Annotated in this window: 18 protein-coding genes; 12 read left to right on the top strand and 6 right to left on the bottom strand. The window is 50.6% G+C overall.

Going from position 1 to position 19,119, the window contains the following annotated elements; all coding sequences use genetic code 11:
* Positions 1-278 precede the first annotated feature (278 nt).
* From FHS77_RS06355 to cydX, 12 genes are all read left to right on the top strand, one after another.
* Positions 279-3,203 (top strand): monovalent cation/H+ antiporter subunit A, encoded by a 2,925-nt coding sequence (locus FHS77_RS06355; RefSeq protein WP_184221471.1) that lies wholly within the window; start codon positions 279-281, stop codon positions 3,201-3,203.
* Positions 3,203-3,541, top strand: coding sequence for a Na+/H+ antiporter subunit C (locus FHS77_RS06350; RefSeq protein ID WP_184221469.1), 339 nt, complete (start codon positions 3,203-3,205; stop codon positions 3,539-3,541). The genes FHS77_RS06355 and FHS77_RS06350 overlap by 1 nt, the downstream gene beginning before the upstream one ends.
* Positions 3,542-3,543: 2 nt before the next feature.
* A complete protein-coding gene (locus tag FHS77_RS06345; protein ID WP_184221812.1) occupies positions 3,544-5,202 on the top strand; it encodes a monovalent cation/H+ antiporter subunit D in 1,659 nt (552 codons plus the stop codon).
* A complete protein-coding gene (locus tag FHS77_RS06340; protein ID WP_184221467.1) occupies positions 5,199-5,684 on the top strand; it encodes a Na+/H+ antiporter subunit E in 486 nt (161 codons plus the stop codon). The genes FHS77_RS06345 and FHS77_RS06340 overlap by 4 nt, the downstream gene beginning before the upstream one ends.
* Positions 5,681-5,962 (top strand): K+/H+ antiporter subunit F, encoded by a 282-nt coding sequence (locus FHS77_RS06335; RefSeq protein ID WP_184221465.1) that lies wholly within the window; start codon positions 5,681-5,683, stop codon positions 5,960-5,962. The genes FHS77_RS06340 and FHS77_RS06335 overlap by 4 nt, the downstream gene beginning before the upstream one ends.
* Positions 5,959-6,312 carry a monovalent cation/H(+) antiporter subunit G gene (gene mnhG, locus FHS77_RS06330; protein WP_184221463.1) on the top strand — a complete coding sequence of 118 codons (354 nt, stop codon included), beginning with the start codon at positions 5,959-5,961 and terminating at the stop codon, positions 6,310-6,312. The genes FHS77_RS06335 and mnhG overlap by 4 nt, the downstream gene beginning before the upstream one ends.
* A gap of 183 nt (positions 6,313-6,495) precedes the next feature.
* Complete coding sequence (locus FHS77_RS06325; RefSeq protein ID WP_184221461.1) at positions 6,496-7,086, top strand: GbsR/MarR family transcriptional regulator; 591 nt, start codon at positions 6,496-6,498, stop codon at positions 7,084-7,086.
* Positions 7,087-7,246: 160 nt separating this feature from the next.
* Positions 7,247-8,833 (top strand): thiol reductant ABC exporter subunit CydD, encoded by a 1,587-nt coding sequence (gene cydD, locus FHS77_RS06320; RefSeq protein ID WP_246431259.1) that lies wholly within the window; start codon positions 7,247-7,249, stop codon positions 8,831-8,833.
* Positions 8,830-10,518: a thiol reductant ABC exporter subunit CydC gene (gene cydC, locus FHS77_RS06315; RefSeq protein ID WP_184221457.1), complete on the top strand. Its 1,689-nt coding sequence runs from the start codon at positions 8,830-8,832 to the stop codon at positions 10,516-10,518. Before cydD ends, cydC begins: the two co-directional genes overlap by 4 nt.
* A gap of 87 nt (positions 10,519-10,605) precedes the next feature.
* A complete protein-coding gene (locus tag FHS77_RS06310; protein ID WP_184221455.1) occupies positions 10,606-12,183 on the top strand; it encodes a cytochrome ubiquinol oxidase subunit I in 1,578 nt (525 codons plus the stop codon).
* A 17-nt stretch (positions 12,184-12,200) separates the two neighbouring features.
* Entirely contained in the window at positions 12,201-13,355 is a 1,155-nt protein-coding gene (cydB, locus tag FHS77_RS06305; protein ID WP_184221453.1) for a cytochrome d ubiquinol oxidase subunit II, read from the top strand.
* A gap of 49 nt (positions 13,356-13,404) precedes the next feature.
* Entirely contained in the window at positions 13,405-13,563 is a 159-nt protein-coding gene (gene cydX, locus FHS77_RS06300; protein ID WP_184221451.1) for a cytochrome bd-I oxidase subunit CydX, read from the top strand.
* Between the two features lie 81 nt (positions 13,564-13,644).
* Here cydX and FHS77_RS06295 read toward each other — a convergent pair whose 3' ends face one another.
* From FHS77_RS06295 to FHS77_RS06270, 6 genes are all read right to left on the bottom strand, one after another.
* Entirely contained in the window at positions 13,645-14,508 is an 864-nt protein-coding gene (locus FHS77_RS06295; RefSeq protein WP_184221449.1) for a glucosamine kinase nucleotide-binding domain-containing protein, read from the bottom strand.
* 40 nt (positions 14,509-14,548) lie between these two features.
* Positions 14,549-15,307 (bottom strand): iron ABC transporter ATP-binding protein, encoded by a 759-nt coding sequence (locus tag FHS77_RS06290; RefSeq protein WP_184221447.1) that lies wholly within the window; start codon positions 15,305-15,307, stop codon positions 14,549-14,551.
* Complete coding sequence (locus FHS77_RS06285) at positions 15,304-16,218, bottom strand: iron chelate uptake ABC transporter family permease subunit (RefSeq protein WP_184221810.1); 915 nt, start codon at positions 16,216-16,218, stop codon at positions 15,304-15,306. The genes FHS77_RS06290 and FHS77_RS06285 overlap by 4 nt, the downstream gene beginning before the upstream one ends.
* Before the next feature lie 34 nt (positions 16,219-16,252).
* Positions 16,253-17,215: an iron chelate uptake ABC transporter family permease subunit gene (locus FHS77_RS06280; protein ID WP_184221445.1), complete on the bottom strand. Its 963-nt coding sequence runs from the start codon at positions 17,213-17,215 to the stop codon at positions 16,253-16,255.
* Positions 17,216-17,299: 84 nt separating this feature from the next.
* The gene (locus FHS77_RS06275) at positions 17,300-18,226 is read right to left on the bottom strand and encodes a siderophore ABC transporter substrate-binding protein (RefSeq protein WP_184221443.1); all 927 of its coding nucleotides are present in this window, start codon (positions 18,224-18,226) and stop codon (positions 17,300-17,302) included.
* 93 nt (positions 18,227-18,319) lie between these two features.
* Complete coding sequence (locus FHS77_RS06270; protein WP_184221441.1) at positions 18,320-19,087, bottom strand: SURF1 family protein; 768 nt, start codon at positions 19,085-19,087, stop codon at positions 18,320-18,322.
* Positions 19,088-19,119: the final 32 nt, after the last annotated feature.

Here is a 19,119-nt window from a genome sequence, read left to right as displayed (position 1 = left end):
CTGGGATTAAGCGCAGTGCTTTGATGTTATTATAACAATTGTTGCCAAGGGTGGCGCAAATTTAAGTATCAAGCAATTACCGCCTATTCTAAATTTGAAAAAATCAGAGCATTATTGAGCCGCAAACAGGCTTTCCAGATAAAGAATTTTCGTTAAACTATTGAAAGCGCTTGCCATAAAGCACTTCCGCATTTCATAATATACGCAACCGGTTTTTTTGATTCCCCGATTTTGCCTGACGCGTAAACTGATCGGAAAATATGGAGGCGTAGAGCGAAATGATGGACGGCAGCCTGTTATTCCTGCTTGTCCTGCTTCCATTTACCGGAAGTTTAATCATTGGGCTTTTCCGTTTCGTTGATCGCACTTCGGCAACATGGATTACGGGTGGCGTTGCGCTTGCAGCATTTCTGCTGACTCTCGGTCTTTATCCTTTTGTTTTTGATGGGCAGGTTTTACGTGCCAGCATTGAATGGCTGCCGGATTACGGCTTAAATCTTTCTTTGCGCATGGATGGTTTCGCCTGGCTCTTTGCGGTTCTCATCACCGGTATTGGTTTTCTGGTTGTGGTCTATGCGCGCTATTACATGGCGCAGGAAGACCCGGTTCCGCGCTTTTTCTCGTTCTTTTTGGCCTTTATGGGTGCGATGCTGGGTGTGGTTTTATCCGGCAACATCATTTTGCTGGCGGTGTTCTGGGAACTGACCAGTATTTTCTCATTCCTGCTGATCGGTTATTGGTACCATAATGTCAGCGCCCGTGATGGCGCTCGTATGGCTTTGACGGTGACGGGTATTGGCGGGTTTGCGTTGCTTGTCGGTGTGTTGCTGCTTGGGCATATGGCTGGCAGTTATGATATGGATGTCGTGCTGGCGGCTGGCAATGTCGTGCGTACGCATCCGCTTTATGTGCCGGCTCTTGTGCTGATCCTGCTTGGCGCTTTCACCAAAAGCGCGCAGTTCCCGTTCCATTTCTGGCTGCCCAATGCGATGGCTGCGCCAACGCCGGTTTCTGCTTATCTGCACTCCGCCACTATGGTAAAGGCGGGCGTATTCTTACTTGCGCGTTTCTGGCCGGTGCTGGCTGGTACGGAAGAATGGTTCTGGATTGTCGGCCTTGCGGGTATGACCACTTTGGTGGTCGGCAGCTTCTTTGCAATGTTCCAGCAAGACCTAAAAGGCCTGCTGGCTTATTCGACCATTAGCAATCTTGGGCTTATCACTGCGCTTTTGAGCCTTGGCAGTCCTTTGGCTGCGGTGGCCGCGATTTTCCACATGGTCAATCATGCGATTTTCAAGGCTTCGCTTTTCATGGCGGCTGGTATTATCGACCATGAAACCGGCACCCGCGATATGCGCAAGCTCAGCGGCTTGTTCCGGGCGATGCCTTATACTGCAACACTGGCGATGGTGGCGAGTGCCGCTATGGCGGGTGTGCCCCTGCTCAACGGCTTTATCTCCAAAGAGATGTTTTTTGCCGAAGCGGTAGAAACTCATATGGATTCATGGTTTGACCGTGCAACGCCATATCTTGCAACCATTGCCGGTGTTTTCACAGTGGCTTATTCGGTGCGGTTTATCCATTCGGCATTTTTCGGACCGCCGCCGCATGACTTGCCAAAAGAGCCGCATGAGCCGCCGCATTGGATGCGTTTTCCGATCGAGTTTCTGGTTGTGCTCTGCCTGTTGATAGGGATTATTCCCAGCCTTTCCATCGGACCGTTTTTGCATTCAGCGGTGATGTCGGTGCTGGGTGATGCAACGCCGAATTATAGCCTGTCCGTCTGGCATGGTTTCAATGTGCCGCTCTTGATGAGTTTCATCGCGATGATCGGCGGTTTCTTGCTTTATGCACTGCTGAAAAACTATTTTGAAACCAGTGAGGGCGGGCCGCCATTATTGCGTAATTTAAAAGCGCAACGTATTTTCGAGCGGGTGCTGGTCACCGTTTCATGGAAATGGGCGCGCAGCATTGAAAGCCGTTTCATTTCCCGCCATTTGCAAACGCAATTGCGCATTGTGGTGCTGGTTGCCATGCTGGCTGCTGCCTGGCCGATCTACCAGGCCGGCATTGGTGCAGGGCAAATGGGATCGCAGCCGGTTGATCTGATCTTTGCGCTGTTGTGGGTTATTGGCGGCATCTGCGCCATTGGTTCGGCTTATCTGGCGAAGTTCCACCGCTTGGCTGCTCTTATTTTGCTTGGCGGGGCAGGGCTTGTCACTTGTATCACCTTTGTCTGGTTCTCAGCGCCTGATCTGGCGGTAACGCAGCTGGTTGTGGAAATTGTCACCACCGTGCTTATTCTGCTCGGCTTACGCTGGCTGCCAAAACGCTTTGAAGATCCGGATCCGTTTCCGGTACCGTTTGGTGCGCGTCTGCGTCGTTATCGGGATGTGATTATTGCCGCTATTGGCGGTGTTGGCATGACCATTATCGCTTATGCAGTGATGACGCGTCCGGCACAAAGAGGCATCGGCGATTATTTTCTTGAAAATGCCTATACCGGTGGCGGCGGCAAAAACGTCGTTAACGTCATTTTGGTTGATTTCCGCGGTTTTGATACGCTGGGTGAAATTGCAGTGCTCGGCATTGTGGGCTTGGCTGTTTTTGCGCTGCTGCGTCGTTTCCGTCCGGCAGCCGACAGTGCAGGTTCAACGCCGCAGCAGAAAATTCAGGATGCCTATGACGAGGCGTCACCGGATCGCAATAGCGGCGATACATTGCATGATTATCTGGCGGTGCCGTCAGTTATTATGCAGTGGCTGTTTCCGGTTATCATTGTGTTTGCCGTGCATTTGTTTATGCGCGGGCATGATGCGCCGGGCGGTGGTTTCGCGGGCGGTGTCGCTTTGGCAATTGCCTTCATTCTGCAATATCTGGCAGCGGGAACGCGCTGGGTGGAAGACCATTTGCGTATTTTACCGCTGAAATGGATCGGGCTTGGATTGCTGACAGCCGTTGCCACAGGGGCAGGGGCGTGGGTGTTCGGTTATCCGTTCCTGACCTCTTATTTCCAATATGTGGATTTGCCTTATATCGGCAAAATGCCGCTTGCCAGTGCGCTTGGGTTTGACCTTGGCGTGTTTACACTCGTGGTCGGGGCAACAGTGCTGGTGCTGATCGCATTGGCGCACCAATCAATCCGTCGCCATCGTGTGGAAAAGAATACGGGTGCGAGCCCTGCGGCTAAGGAGGCAAACTGATGGAGATTGTACTCTCATTAGCTATTGGCATTTTAACAGCTTCCGGCATCTGGCTGATTTTACGTCCGCGTACATTTCAGGTCATCATCGGGCTGTCGCTGATTTCTTATGCGGTTAATCTGTTTATCTTCAGCATGGGGCGACTGCGCACCAATGCAGCACCTGTGCTGGAAGACGGTCACAATGTCGTGTCGGGTCTTTATGCTGATCCGGTGCCGCAGGCACTTGTGCTGACTGCGATTGTGATCGGTTTTGCGATGACAGCTTTATTTCTGGTTGTGCTTCTGGCCTCACGCGGCCTGACCGGCACTGACCATGTCGACGGGCGGGAGAATTGATGATGGATTGGAGCCATCACCTGATTATTCTGCCAATTTTGCTGCCATTAACGACAGCAGCCGTGTTGCTGATGTTTGATGAGCGTCGCCGCAAGCTTAAATCCGGCATTAATCTGGTTGCAACCGTGACATTGCTGGCGCTGGCACTTAGTTTGCTTTTAAAAGCTGAAAAGCTCGCCCCTGCCGCTGAGGTCTATCTGCTGGGCAACTGGGCAGCGCCTTTTGGTATTGTGCTGGTGCTTGATCAGCTTGCGGCACTGATGATGGTGCTCGGCTCGGTGCTCGGGCTTGCAGCACTTATTTATGCTGTAGCGCGTTGGCATAAAGCAGGGCCGCATTTCCACACACTGTTTCAATTACTGTTGATGGGCATCAATGGTGCGTTTTTAACCGGCGATCTTTTCAATCTATTTGTATTTTTTGAGGTGATGCTGGCTGCATCTTATGGCTTGGTGCTGCACGGCTCCGGTGTGATGCGCGTTAAAGCTGGCTTGCATTATATTGCGGTTAATCTGGTTGCCTCTTCTTTGTTTCTTATTGGTGTCAGTCTGATTTATAGCGTCACCGGATCGCTTAATATGGCTGATCTGGCGGTGCTTATTCCTGATGTTCCGGCAGAAGACCGGATGCTTTTAGAAGCAGGTGGCGCAGTGCTCGGCATTGCTTTCCTGATTAAAGCCGGTATGTGGCCGCTTAATTTCTGGTTGCCGGCAACTTATACGGCTGCTGCTGCACCGGTTGGCGCGATCTTTGCCATTTTGAGTAAAGTCGGCATTTATGTGCTGTTGCGTCTGTCGCCATTATTCTTTGGTGTCAGTGCGGGCATGTCGTCTGGCTTTGGTGATGATGGCATCTATTATGGCGGTATGCTGACTATTGCTTTCGGGCTTATTGGTGTCGTGGCATCGCAGGCTTTAGGGCGTTTGGCTGGCTACAGCATTTTGGTCTCCTCCGGCACATTGCTGGCAGCAATTGGCAGCGGCAATGCCGCGATGACCGGTGGCGCACTCTTCTATATGGTTTCCTCTACTTTAACGATTGCAGCGTTCTTCCTGCTGATCGAACTGATCGAGCGCGGGCAGGATGCAGCGGCAAACGTGTTGGCGGTTACCATTGAAGCCTATGGTGATGAAGAGGAAGAAGAAGAGGAAGACGAGGTCGGCATTGTCTTACCAGGCACACTAGCCATTCTGGGTGGTTGTTTTGCCGTTATTGCTATTTTGCTGATCGGCTTGCCACCGTTTTCAGGCTTTATCGCCAAATTTGTGCTGCTGACTGGCATTTTAAATCCTGAAACTTCCAATCCGGCCGTTTCTGATGGTTTGCCTTGGCATAGCTGGTTGCTGATTGCATTGATTGTCCTTTCAGGCCTTTCCGCTTTGATTGCTATGACCCGTAGTGGTATCCGCACCTTCTGGGCTTCGATGGAAGGGCGTGTGCCACGCGTGCTGGTCATTGAAGTGGTGCCGATTGCCGGACTGCTGCTTATCTGTCTGGCGCTGACCATTCAGGCAGGTCCTGCCATGAATTATATGAATAAAACCGCTGCCGGCCTGCATGACCCGTCGCAATATATCAACAGTGTTTTGCAGGCGCCACGTGTCGCAAAAGAGGGTGATAAGCCTGTCTTGTCCCTCAAACAGGAAGGGCGTGCACAATGAAGTGGCTTTTCCCTTATCCGGTTTTGTTTGCAGCGCTTCTGCTCTTCTGGTTACTGCTGAATGATTTTACCATCGGCGCGCTGATCTTTGGCTCTATCGTTGCTTTTGTTGCCTGTCATGCGATGACGGCTTTGGTGCCGCAAAAGCCAAGAATCCGCTCTTATCGTCTCATTCCTGTGTTGGTCTGGCGTGTGGCGCTGGATATTCTGCAATCTAATATTGCGGTGACAAAAATCATCTTGTCGCGCCATGATCGTGGCCGCCGCGCAGGATTTGTGGCAATTCCCTTGCAATTAACCGACCGGATGGGCTTAGCTATTCTGGCTTGTATAATTACGGCAACACCTGGCACCGCATGGGTGGATTATCATGCAGCCAGCGGTGAATTACTGATCCATGTGCTGGATCTCAAAGACGCGCAGGAGTGGAGAGATTCCATCAAGCAGCGTTATGAAGAACTGTTACTGGAGATTTTTGCATGAGTGCAGTCCTCTTGTTCTGGTCATTGCTGGCCTCTCAGTTCATGCTTTTATGCGCCATGTTATGCGCTTTATATCGTTTGGTTTCAGGGCCCAGAGCGCAGGACCGCGTGCTGGCCATGGATGCGCTTTATGTGTGTGCTATGCTGTTGTTGCTGACATTTGGCATCCGCACCGGCACAAATATCTATTTTGAGGCAGCTTTGACGATTGCACTGCTCGGATTTGTTTCCACTGTGGCGATGGCAAAGTTTTTGATGCGCGGCGAGGTCATCGAATGACAAATGCAGCCGATCTGCCGCTATGGGCAGCCATCCTCATTTCGCTCTTTTTGTTGCTTGGTTCCGCACTCACTCTGATCGGCACCATCGGCATGGTGCGCTTTAAAAGTTTTTATGAGCGTATTCATGCACCCACATTGGGAACCACATGCGGAGCAGGGGGCATTTTAATTGCTTCTGTTCTCTTCTTTTCCATTTTGGAAAGCCGGCTGATAATTCATGAAATATTGATAACAGCGTTTGTAATTGTAACCACACCTGTGACATTGTTATTATTATCGCGGGCGGTCATTCATCGTGACCGGACCGACGATAGCCGGCAATTACCTGAGCCTTCCGAAAAAGAATAAGTGAAATAGTAAAGAGTAAACGGAAGGAAAGGAGCAGCACTCAAGCCTGAGGGGGCTGTTTGTGCCTGCGACCGATTGTCCGGTTATTCAATGTTGCTGTCTGTAGCGGTTGTTGAACCGTTCAGATTGCGTTATCTGAATTTCAGTAATTTCTGAAAGTTCAGAATTTACGGGAGAAATATTTTGGAATTAACGCCTATTATACAATCCTTCGTGCTGCATTTTGGCGAGATGGGTAGCCGGTGGGGTATCAACCGCACTGTCGGGCAGATTTATGCATTGTTATATGTATCCGCCAAACCCTTATGCGCTGATGAGATTGTGGAAGCATTGGGTGTCTCTCGCTCCAATGTTTCTATGGGAATTCGTGAGTTGCAGGGATGGAATTTGGTGCTGTTGCGCCATATCCCGGGTGACCGCAGAGATTTTTTCACTACGCCGGATGATGTCTGGCAAATTTTACGCACACTCGCCGAAGAGCGTAAAAAACGTGAAATTGATCCGACACTGAGTGTGTTGCGTGAAATTTTGATGGAGCAGCCGACCGAAGAAAACGACCGCTTTGCGCAAAATCGTATGCAGGATATGTACGGCCTGATCGAGCAACTGACCAATTGGTATGATGACGTCAAAAAGCTTGAAACAGAACGCTTGATGACCCTGCTGGCTCTTGGTGCAAAAGTAACCCGTTTTCTGGAAACGACCGATAAGATTGTTTCGCTTGGTCGCGGTCGCTCCGCAACTAAGAAAGATGTAAAGCAGCGTGAGCCGTAAGGACACAGATAACAAGCTTGAACTTGTAGCGGATGAAACGCAAAACGTGGCAAAAAGCCCGCGTAAAGCACGTCGTCCGCGCCGTGCGCAACCGCCTTTATTAAAGAAGGGCGGTTGGCTTCAGGTTTTGGCTGCTTTGATCTGGATCCCGCAGGCCGCAATGCTTGCCTATGCGGTTGGGTTGATTGCGGACGGGCAATTTGACAACCGCATTTATTGGTTGGCTGCGGGCATCTTACTGCTTGGTGTTTTGCGTTCAATGCTGGATGCTGCGGGTGGTCGTATGGCCTATCGTGCGGCGCGTCAGACTTTAACGCTGATGCGTACTAAAGCCCTTCACGCTTTAAGCTCCCGCTCGCCATTGGATATCAGCCGCCCTTCATCGGGCGAAACGGCTAGTATTCTGGCCGAGCAGGCTGAAATGATGGTGCCTTATCTCTCGCGCTTTGTGCCTATCCGTCAAAAAGTGATGGTGGTGCCGTTTATTCTGCTTTGCTTTGTATTTTACTATTCTTGGACATCGGCACTGATTTTGCTTATTGCCGCACCACTCATTCCTTTATTCATGGCATTGATCGGCATGCGTGCGCAAAAAGCCAGCGAAGAACAGCTGGTGGAAATGGGCAGCATGAACGGTTTTCTGCTTGATCGTTTGCGCGGTCTGGCAACAATCCGCAGTTTTGATGCTGTGGATCAAACTGCTCTGCGTTTACGTGAAAATGCCGAAACTCTGCGCAAAAAAACCATGGTGGTTTTGCGTATCGCTTTTTTATCTTCTGCTGTGCTGGAGCTTTTTTCAGCACTGGGCGTGGCAATGGTTGCGGTATATATCGGCTTCCATCTGTTGGGGCCGCTTAATTTTGGTGCATGGGGCGATAAGCTTGTTTTAAGTGAAGCTTTGTTTGTGTTGTTGCTGGCGCCAGCATTTTTCGAGCCGTTACGGGAACTATCCAATGCCTGGCACGACCGTGCCAGTGGCGAGGCAGCTATTGATGCCTTGGAAAATTTACATGTTCATCAGGCTCCGATTGTTGGTGCAGGGCATCAGCGAAATACGCCATCGGACGGCCAGGATACATCCATCACACTGAATGCGGTTAGCTATAGCTATCAGGCTGAACGTAAGGTTCTGCAAGATTTTAATCTTGCCATACAGGCTGGTGAAAAAGTTGCCATTCTAGCCCCAAGCGGTATGGGCAAATCGACGATCCTTGCTCTGATTGCCGGTTTGATCAAGCCGCAATCCGGCACGGTGGAAATCGGCGGGCAGGTTTTAACAGATGAAAACGCAGCTCAGTTGCGCGGTCAAATGGTTTGGGTCGGGCAAAAGCCACATATTTTTGCCGGTTCCGTGCGCTCCAATATCAGTTTGCAGCGTGAGCATGTCGATCAAAGCCATATGGATGCAGCCTTGCAAGTGATGGCGCTGAGCGATGTGAGCAATGTGATGAATAATCATATGCTTGGCGAAGGTGGTATCGGCCTGTCCGGTGGCGAAGCGGTGCGTTTGGCATTGGCGCGCGCAGCGGTTGATCCGGCTGCAACTATTATTCTCGCTGATGAACCGACCGCCCATCTTGATCGCGAAACGGCGGATCAGATTACAACAAGTTTGCTTGCCTTGGCCAAGGGCAAAACCATGCTGGTTGCAACGCATGACGAGACATTGGCGCGTCATATGGACTACGTCATCCGATTGGATAGTGAGCGACAAAATTATGCAGATGTCAGGGGGGCAGCAGAATGAGTGGCCTTCGCGCATTACGTCCGATTTTGGCACTTTATTTCCGTGAAAAGAAGTGGCTGCTTTATGCGGGTATGCTTCTGGCTGGTGTGACCGTGCTGGCAGGTATCTTGCTTCTTGGTCTGTCTGGCTGGTTTATTACCGCCACAGCAATTGCCGGTTTAACTGTTGCTACTGCCGTTGTTTTTGATGTGTTTGCCCCTGCCGCCGGTATTCGTTTGCTGGCCATTTTACGCACCGGATCGCGCTATCTGGAGCGGCTGGTAACGCATGATGCCATGCTGGCCGTACTTGCCTCGTTGCGTGAGAAACTATTCCGTTCATGGGCAAAACCACAGGCTGCACATGATTTGTTGCGCAGACCAGCCAAGCTTTTGTTTCGCCTGACAGCCGATATTGATGCACTGGATTCACTTTATCTGCGTGTGTTGGTGCCTGCTGGTGCAGCGCTTGCCACAGCGCTTGTGTGTGCGGTGGCACTCGGGCTTGTCAATCTTTGGCTTGGATCAGTGGTTGGTATTTCGCTGGTTATTACCGGACTTGGTTTACCGCTGATTATTGCCTTGCAGGCACGTAAACCTATGCGCAAACGCGCCAAGGCCACGGAAGCTTTGCGGGCGCGCACCATTGATATGGTGGCAGGGCAGGTCGAGCTGATTATGGCGGGTCGGATGGATGCCCAAACTCATGCCGTGCAATATGCTGATGAGCATCTGGCCAAAGCGGATGATAAGGTCAACCGCCTTGATGTGATGGCAGGTGCAGGTTTTGGCATTGCATCTGCCGCTCTGCTGGCAGGGGCTATGGTCGCAGTTTCAAAGATTGCGCAAAACGGCAATGTCAGCGCACCTTTGGCGGTCTTTGTGTTGTTGGTGGTACTTTCGGCTTTTGAGCCATTTGCAGCTTTGCGCCGCGGTGCGATGGAATTGACCCGCACGATTTTGGCCGCACAACGCGTTGGCCCAAGTCTTGAAACGGAGACAGTAGATTTTTATAAGCCACAGCCGCCTCAGGATGGGCTGGCGGTGGAGTTCAGGCATGTCACAGCGCGCCACGAGGGGGCGGGAGTTGATGTGCTGCATGATGTGAGCTTCTCATTGAATAACCATGAGAAAATTGCAGTTATTGGTGCCAGTGGTGCCGGTAAATCCAGTTTGCTGGCTTTGATTGCTGGTGAGTTACAGGCAAAAAGCGGGCAGGTTTTGGCGTGTGCTTCAACATTGCTGACGCAAAAAACCGAGCTTTTTCAAGATAGTTTGCGCGATAATTTGCTGTTGGCAAATCGTCAAGCAAGTGATGAAACCTTGGTTCAAGCCTTGCAAAATGCAGGTTTGGGTGAGGTTTTGGCACAAATGCCGCAAGGGCTTTCGACGTCCTTGGGGGAGGGAGGAACGGGACTTTCGGGTGGGCAGCAGAGACGTCTGGCTTTGGCACGGCTTTTCCTGCATGATACACCTGTTTGGTTGTTAGACGAGCCGACAGAAGGACTGGATGAAGAAACCAGTCAGGATGTTTTGCAAAGTCTGGCAGCTATGGGGGCAGCACGTAGTTTTATCATTGTGACACACGTGAGGCGGGAGGCCATGCTCGCTGACAGACTGATTGTTATGCAACATGGGCGCATCATTGAAAATGTGTCACGGCAGCATCCGCGTTTTGCAATGCTGATGGATGGGCTGCGTACATGAATATTTTAGGTTCTAAAAGGGTAAAACAGTTTCATGGGGTGCGTTCTTGCCCCGCTTTAAAGAGGGCCGGTTTTCCGGTGTAAATAGATGGAATTTGATATCGTCTCCCTGTCCAGATTGCAGTTTGCAATCACGGCTTTATATCATTTCTTATTCGTCCCCCTCACTCTGGGTCTTTCTGTCATTCTGGCAATTATGGAGACCGTTTATGTGATGACCGGTCGCCTTGTCTGGCGTCAGATGACGAAGTTCTGGGGTACATTATTCGGCATCAACTTTGTCATGGGTGTGGCCACGGGGATTGTGATGGAGTTTCAGTTCGGGATGAACTGGAGCTATTACAGCCATTATGTAGGTGATATTTTCGGGGCTCCGCTGGCTATTGAAGGGCTGATGGCTTTCTTTCTGGAAGCAACATTTGTCGGCCTGTTTTTCTTTGGCTGGGATAAGCTTTCCAAGTTGGGGCACTTGATGGTCACCTATCTGGTGGCTGCAGGCTCCAACATGTCGGCATTATGGATTTTGATCGCCAATGGCTGGATGCAAAATCCTGTTGGTTCTGCCTTCAATCCTCAGACCATGCGTATGGAAGTCACTGACTTTTTCGCTGTGCTGTTTAATCCGGTGGCGCAGGCAAAATTTGTCCATACGGTTTCGGCCGGTTACGTCACAGCTTCCATTTTTGTGCTGGGTGTTTCGGCATGGTATTTGCTCAAAGGCCGCTCTACGGAGCTTGCCAAGCGCTCGATGACCATTGCTGCTTCTTTTGGTCTGGCTGCATCGCTTTCCGTTGTGGTGCTGGGTGACGAAAGCGGTTATCTTTCTTCGGAACATCAGAAGATGAAGCTTGCAGCCATCGAAGCTGCATGGGACACAGAACCACCTCCGGCATCATTCACCGCTTTTGGTTTTCCGGATCAGGAAGCCCGTGAAACCCATTATGCCGTGCATATTCCTTGGGTCATGGGGCTGATTGGTACCCGCTCACTGGATACGGCTATTCCGGGTATCAGCGAGCTGGTGGAAAATAATAAAACCTATATTCGCAACGGTATCAAAGCCTATGATGCGCTGGAACAAATCCGTATCGCAGGTCCTAAAGGGCAGGTATCGGAAGAAATTCAGGCGCAGTTTGAAGATAACGGCCAATGGCTTGGTTATGCATTGTTGTTGAAGCGTTATGTGGATGATCCGCGTCTGGCAACCGAAGAGCAGATTGTGAAAGCGGCCAATGACACAGTGCCGGGCGTTCTGCCCCTCTTCTGGTCATTCCGTATTATGGTAGGCCTGGGCTTCTTCTTTATCCTGCTGACCGGTACTTTCTTCTATCTCTCCGGCCGGCGCAGGCTCGATCAGCACCGCTGGTTGTTGAAAGTGGCAGTGTTTTCCATTCCGTTACCGTGGATTGCTGCGGAAATGGGCTGGATCGTTGCAGAATTTGGTCGCCAACCGTGGATCATTGAAGGCGTGTTGCCAACGGCGATGGCGGTGTCCAATCTGGGGGCTTCCACTGTATTGCTGACCATTGCTGGTTTCGTCGCAATTTATACAGTTCTGATCGTGATCGAAATGGGATTGATGATCCGTGCGATCAAAGATGGTCCTGCCCCAGACAGTAACCCTGAAGCCATGCTGGCACCTGCCAGTATTGTGCCAGCCGAATAAGGAGGCTGTGTTACGATATGATCTTAAGTCAGTTGATTGATTATGAAACTTTGCGGCTGATCTGGTGGGTTCTGCTGGGTGTATTGCTGATCGGCTTTGCCGCTATGGATGGTTTTGACCTGGGCGTTGGCACTTTACTGCCATTCGTTGCCAAAACTGATGTGGAACGTCGTGTGGTTATCAACACGATCGGCCCTGTCTGGGAAGGCAATCAGGTTTGGCTCATCCTTGGTGGTGGTGCTATTTTTGCCGCATGGCCACCGCTCTATGCTGTGTCCTTCTCCGGCTTTTATCTGGCGATGTTTATCATCCTGTTTGCGCTTATTTTACGGCCTGTCGGCTTTAAATATCGCAGCAAAAAGCAAAGCCCGCAGTGGCGCAGTGGCTGGGACTGGGCACTGTTTATCGGCGGTTTTGTGCCGGCACTGATTTTCGGTGTGGCTGTCGGCAATGTGCTTCAGGGCGTGCCGTTCCGCTTCAGTGATCATTTGCAGATCTTCTATGAAGGTAATCTGTTTGGTCTGCTCAATCCGTTTGCACTGCTGTGCGGATTATTGTCGGTCGCTATGCTCACCATGCATGGTGCTGCATGGCTGGTGTTGAAAACCACTGGTGACATTGCAAAACGTGCCAAAAGCTTTGGCAGTGTCGCAGCTTTGCTGACGATTGTCTTCTATGTGCTGGCCGGCATCTGGATGTGGTACGGCATTGCCGGCTATCGCATCACCAGTGAAATCGTCACCGATGGACCGTCCAATCCGCTGTTTAAAACCGCTGTGTTGGAGCATGGTGCATGGTTTACCAATTTCAGCAATTATCCGATTTTGCTGATCGCACCGGTATTGGGTATTTTGGGCGCATTGTCGGTGTTGGTTGCAATGCGCGCCGGTCGTGAAGTGATGCCGCTCCTGATGGGTAAATTATCGATCTTCGGTATCATCTCATCGGTTGGTGTGGCGATGTTCCCGTTCATTCTGCCATCTTCACTCGATCCGAATGCCAGCCTGACGGTCTGGGATTCTTCATCCAGCCAGATGACCTTGTTTAATATGCTCGTTGCAACGGCAATCTTCCTGCCATTGATCCTGTTCTATACATCCTGGGTTTACAAGGTGCTGTGGGGCAAGGTCGATAAGAACATGATCGAAGACGACAACAGCCACGCATATTAAAATTACAGGCAGGGCAGCAGGTTTGTTCTGCCGATCAGGAGAAATGAAAATGTGGTATTTTTCATGGGTTCTAGGTTTACCGCTTGCCGCAGCTTTCGCTGTGCTCAATGCCATGTGGTATGAATTGATGGATGATAAAGAGCGCAAACGCATCAAGGAAGATCCGACCCTTGAGCTGGCGCGCCAAGGTAACAAGCCGCAGCATTAATGCGCCAAGTGTCAGCTTTGGCACATCAAAGTGGTTTGAAAAAAGAGAAAAGGTGGCAGATTATTCTGTCACCTTTTTTGTTTATTTGAATTTATTAAGCGCTAATTGTAAGGCGCCCTCAAGGGCTTCAGCTTGCGGCGGCACAATCAATGCCTGCTGCTCTGCAGGCAGATATTTTTGATAAAGCGGTGCCAAGCCACCCAGCATACTGATTTTATCGGTGCCTTCTTCGATTAAAACACGCAAGGTTTGTGCAATATCACCGGCGGCTTGTTGAATAACACTGAGCGCTACCTGATCGTCCTGATCAGCATAGTTAAAAATGTCCGGCGCAAAAGCGGCATAGGCGCTTGGTCGTGCGGTTTTAGAAAACTCTACCAATTGTGCCGGTTCATTGCCAAATTGCGCCATGACATGTTCTGTCAACGGGCTGGCAGCAATAATGCGATCATAGCTGAGCAGAACTTCTTGCAACAGGCTGCGGCCAAGTCTGGCACCGCTGCCAAGATCCGAAAGCTGAAAGCCCCAGCCGCCGCGCCAGCTGATATTGTCGCCTTTACGCGTTATATAGGCGCTTCCTGTGCCAAGGATGACCACGGTGCCATCTTCATCGCCAAGTGCGCCCTGAAGAGCAATCAGGCCGTCTGACACGATCTCTGAACGTGCAAAAGGCATGTTGGCTAAAATAGCATCGCGGGCGCTGGCAATATTCGCACCGGCAAGGCCGAGAGTGGCCGCGCTTTGTGCATAGAGGCTGATGTCTAATTGAGCCGCATTAAATGCGGCTTGAACGGCTTCCAGAATATGGTGTGTCGATTGTTCAGGGTCGGTGACAATATTGGCTGCACCGCTGGTGCCATGGCCTAAAACATTGCCGTTCTGATCCGCCACAACGGCGCGTGATCCGGTGCCACCGCCGTCAATGCCGATGAAAAATTGTGACATGGCGCCAGAACCCTTTGAATAGTGGTTTGATTATCTTGCATTAAAGATAATAGACGCCAATCCGCTTGCCGCCAATCATCGCCACATCAATATCCATATCATAAATGTCGCGCAGAATATCGGACTGGATCAGATCGTCAGGTGAGCCCTGATGCACGACCTTACCATCACGCATGGCGACGATATGATCGGAATACCAGGAGGCAAAGTTGATATCATGCAGAACCAGCACAATGGTTTTGCCCAGCTCATCGGCTGCTTTGCGCAAAAGCTTCATCATGGCGGCTGAATGTTTCATGTCGAGATTATTCAGCGGCTCATCAAGCAGGACATAATCGGTATCCTGACATAAAACCATCGCCACAAAAGCACGCTGGCGCTGACCGCCGGAGAGCTCATCGAGAAAGCGCTCGCTTAGTTTTTCAAGCCCCAAATAATTGATCGACTGCTCGACATGGCGGCGGTCGTCACTGTTCGGGCGGCCTTTGGTGTGTGGATAACGGCCAAAGGTGACCAGATCACGCACGGTGAGGCGGGATGAAATGCTGTTGTCCTGTCGCAAAATCGACAAGCGCTTTGCCAGTACATCACCGGCGGTTTTATTCACATCGAGACTATCAACGGTTACCTGCCCCTTATCCATTGGCAACAAGCGGCTGACCATGGAAAGCAGGGTGGATTTACCGGCACCATTGGGGCCGATGATCGAGGTGATGCCGCAGGAAGGCAGGGTCAGTGTCACATCGTCAACAACAACGGAGTCATTGTATTTCTTGCTGACATTCTTGATTTCGATCATCGTTTATTTCCTCTGATCAAAAGGACGATGAAAACGAGACCGCCCAGAAACTCGATGATGACACTTAAAGCCGTGTTGAATGCAAATACGCGCTCAAGGACAACCTGTCCACCGACAAGGCATAAGATCGCGATCAAAATTGCGACAGGCAGCACAACCGCATGGCGTGCAGAACCGGCAATCTGATAGGCAAGATTGGCAACCAGCAGGCCGAAGAAGGTCACAGGGCCAACCAGAGCGGTAGAGACAGACACCAGAATGGTGATCATCAGCAGGATTTTGTTGACTACTTTGCGGTAGTCAACGCCCAGATTGATGGAGGCTTCACGCCCCAGCGAAAGCACATCAAAAATATGCAGCATCCGCAGGCCGTAAAGCGAAATCAGCGCCACTGCGATGGCTGAAATTGCTAAAATTTCACTGTTGATAGTATTGAAGCTGGCAAAGAAACGATCCTGCAAAACGGCAAACTCGTTCGGGTCGATCATGCGCTGCATCAGATTTGAAAAACTGCGGAACAAAACACCGAAAACAATACCGACAAGCATTACCAGATGCAGGCTGCGCATGCCGCCTGAAAACAGCCAGTGATAAAGCACACCGGCAAAAATCACCATTACCAGAACTTCAACGCCAAACATCACATTGGGGCCAAGCCAGCTTAAATGTGTGGAGCCGAAGAAGAATACCACGACTGTCTGGATCAGAATATAAAGCGCATCAAAACCCATAATGGATGGGGTGAGGATGCGGTTATTGGTGACCGTTTGAAACAGCACGGTGGAAACGGCAATGGCAAAGCCGACCAGCACAATGGCTGCAAGTTTGACACCACGAAACGGCAGCGCAAAAGACCAGCTTCCTTTGATACCGAGCGTCATGAAGGCAATCATCGCCACAAGGGCGAGCATGCTTAAGCTGATAAGAACGATTTTTGGATTTTTCTTAAGCAAAGCGGGACCCTCTGCGCAACAGAAGATAGAGGAAGGCAACACTGCCCACCACACCCATCATGGTACCGATCGGAATTTCATAAGGATAGCGGATTAAGCGGCCAACAATATCGCAGGCGAGCACCAGTCCGGCACCAAGCACCGCCACCCAGGGAACCGAACGGCGCATATTATCGCCAATGGTCATGCTCACGACATTCGGCACGATGAGGCCTAAAAACGGGATCATGCCGACGGTCACAACAACAACGGCGGAAATCATCGAGACGATGGAAAGACCAAGCGTCATGACGCGGCGGTATTTCAGCCCCAGATTGGTGGTGAAATCTTCACCCATACCGGCAACCGTAAAACGGTCAGCAGCAATATAGGCAATGATGGTGAGGAAGAAAGACAGCCACAATAGCTCATAGCGGCCGCGCAAAACGCTGGAAAAGTCGCCGGTTGTCCAGGCGGAAAGCGATTGCAGCAGCTCGAAACGATAAGCGATGAAGGTGGTAACGGCGCTGATAACGCCGCCAAGCATGATGCCGACCAAAGGCACAACAAGCACTGAGCGCAGCGGGATGGCGCGCAGGATGCGTAAAAACAGTGCTGTTCCGGCCATAGCAAAAACAGCGGCAACCAGCATTTTACCAAAAACAGAGGTGGCTGGTGCAAAAAGTGTCACCATTAAAATGCCGAGACTGGCAGATTCAACGGTTCCGGCAGTGGATGGCTCAACAAAACGGTTGCGCGCCATCATTTGCATAATGAGACCGGCAACGGCCATCGACATACCAGAGAGAATAATCGCTAATGTGCGTGGAATGCGGCTGATAAGCAGCACTTGTGTTGCGCGGTCGGTTTGGCTGTCGCCAAACAACGTTTGCAACGACACATCGCTCACGCCGATAAACAGGCTGATGATAGCCAGTACGACGACAATGAGAACTGCTGCAAAAAGACCTTTCACGCGGGCAACCTTTGAATTTTAAAAGTGAGGGCCTGCCGTTAAAAACGGAAGGCCCGACTTGTTGGATTTTATCAGTTGTAGCGCTTATTTTGCTTTATCAAAAGCTTCTGAAAGCTGGTCGATGGTTTCATGCAGACCGGAAAGACCGCCACCCACCAAATACCAGTTCATCGCATCCAGATAGATGACCTGATTGTTCTTCCAGGCGGTGGTCTGGTTGACAAGGTCATTGTCCAGAACCTTGCTTGCTGCATCGCCTTCTTTGGCGCCAACCGCTGCATCACGGTCGATGACCAGCAACCAGTCAGGGTTCTTTTCAAGGATATATTCTGCTGAAATCGGCTGGCCGTGGCTGCCAACGCTTAATTCAGGATCTGCGGCTTCAACGCCAAATTCACTGTGAAGCATGCCAAAACGGGAGCCCGGACCATAGGCGCTCATTTTGCCGCCCGAGGTCATAACCAAAAGACCTTTGCCTTTACCGGCAGTTTTTTCTTTAAGGGCTGCAATGGAGGCATCAAGCTTGGCGATTTCGTCTTTAGCGACTTCTTCTTTGCCGTAGATGCGTCCCAATGTTTCAACATTGTTCTTAACATCGGCGATGAAGTTGGTGGCGTTGACGGTCAGGTCAATGGTCGGTGCAATTTTGGCCAGTTCAGGCTGTTTTGGCGCTGAACGACCGGAAACAATGATCAGATCTGGTTCTGCGGCATTGACAGCTTCGTAGTCCGGCTCAAACAAGGTGCCGACTTTTGCATAAGCATCGCCCGCATATTTGGAAAGATATTTTGGCAGATTGGCTTTCGGCAGACCAACAATGTCAACGCCCAGACGATCAAGATTATCAAGGGTGGCCAGATCAAAAGTAATGGTCTTGGCAGGCTTTACAGGAACGGCAGTTTCGCCCTGAACATGCTTGATGGTGATCTCTTCAGCCTGAGCTGACGCGCCAAGAGACATGGCAACAATTGCTGCACCAAAGAGGGTGGTGAGGCGGGTACTGATGGTCATATGCTTACTCACTATCAATCCGGGTCAATCTGAAAACTCAGCAATGTTGTATTGTATAGTCAAGTTTGTCGTGTGAGCAAAGCTAAAATATGACTATTTTGCTCTATCTTTGTAAAACCATGTGAATAGCGTGCCGCCAAGCACCATCAAAGCCAGCACAAACCAGGTGATTGCATAGGATAAATGATTATTCGGAAAACTAACCACTGTAAGTCCGCCAACCGGTTGTTTGCCGGAGGTCTGAGCAGAGCTGGCGGCTTTATCAGCATCGATAAAATAGGGCGCTACATGATTAAGACCTTGCTTGGTTGCAAAGGCTGCAACATCGCGTGAATTCCAGAGGTCTTTTTCCGGCTCATTGGGGCGCAGGAAAAAGCCGTCCGGTTCGCTGATGCGCAATAATCCGGAAAGACTGGTTTCTCCTGCCGGAATGTTTTGATTGAGCAGGCCTGCTTTATAATCTTCATCGCTGACAAAGCCGCGATTGATATAAATGACGCCATTATCTTTTGTTTGCAGTGGCACTAATTGCCAATAGCCGGAGCCTAAAACGGTGAGCGCTTTGACTGCAATTTCTTTGCCCTTTATATAGCTGCCTTCAACGAAGATATGGCGATATTCATCTTTTTCTGCGCTGATAGCAGGCCAGTCTTGCGGAGTAGGAGCAGGAACAGCTTGAGCTGTAATACGTGCATCCACGCGGGCAATCAGGTCTTTTTTCCAGCTTAACCGCTCCGCCTGCCAAATGCCGAGGCTTAAAAACAGCAGAAACAAACAACAGGCAATGAGCGTGATGAACACCAGCGCAAGGGTGCGTTTCTTCTGTTTTTTTTCTGGCGTTGTCTGCATATGTGCGGGCATGGAAATATCCTTGGCCTAAAGATGAGCGGTTG

Source organism: Paenochrobactrum gallinarii (genome assembly GCF_014205685.1).
Classification (GTDB): Bacteria; Pseudomonadota; Alphaproteobacteria; order Rhizobiales; family Rhizobiaceae; genus Paenochrobactrum; species Paenochrobactrum gallinarii.
Note: the sequence above shows the minus strand (reverse complement) of the source record. Positions and strands in the feature narration are given on the sequence as shown.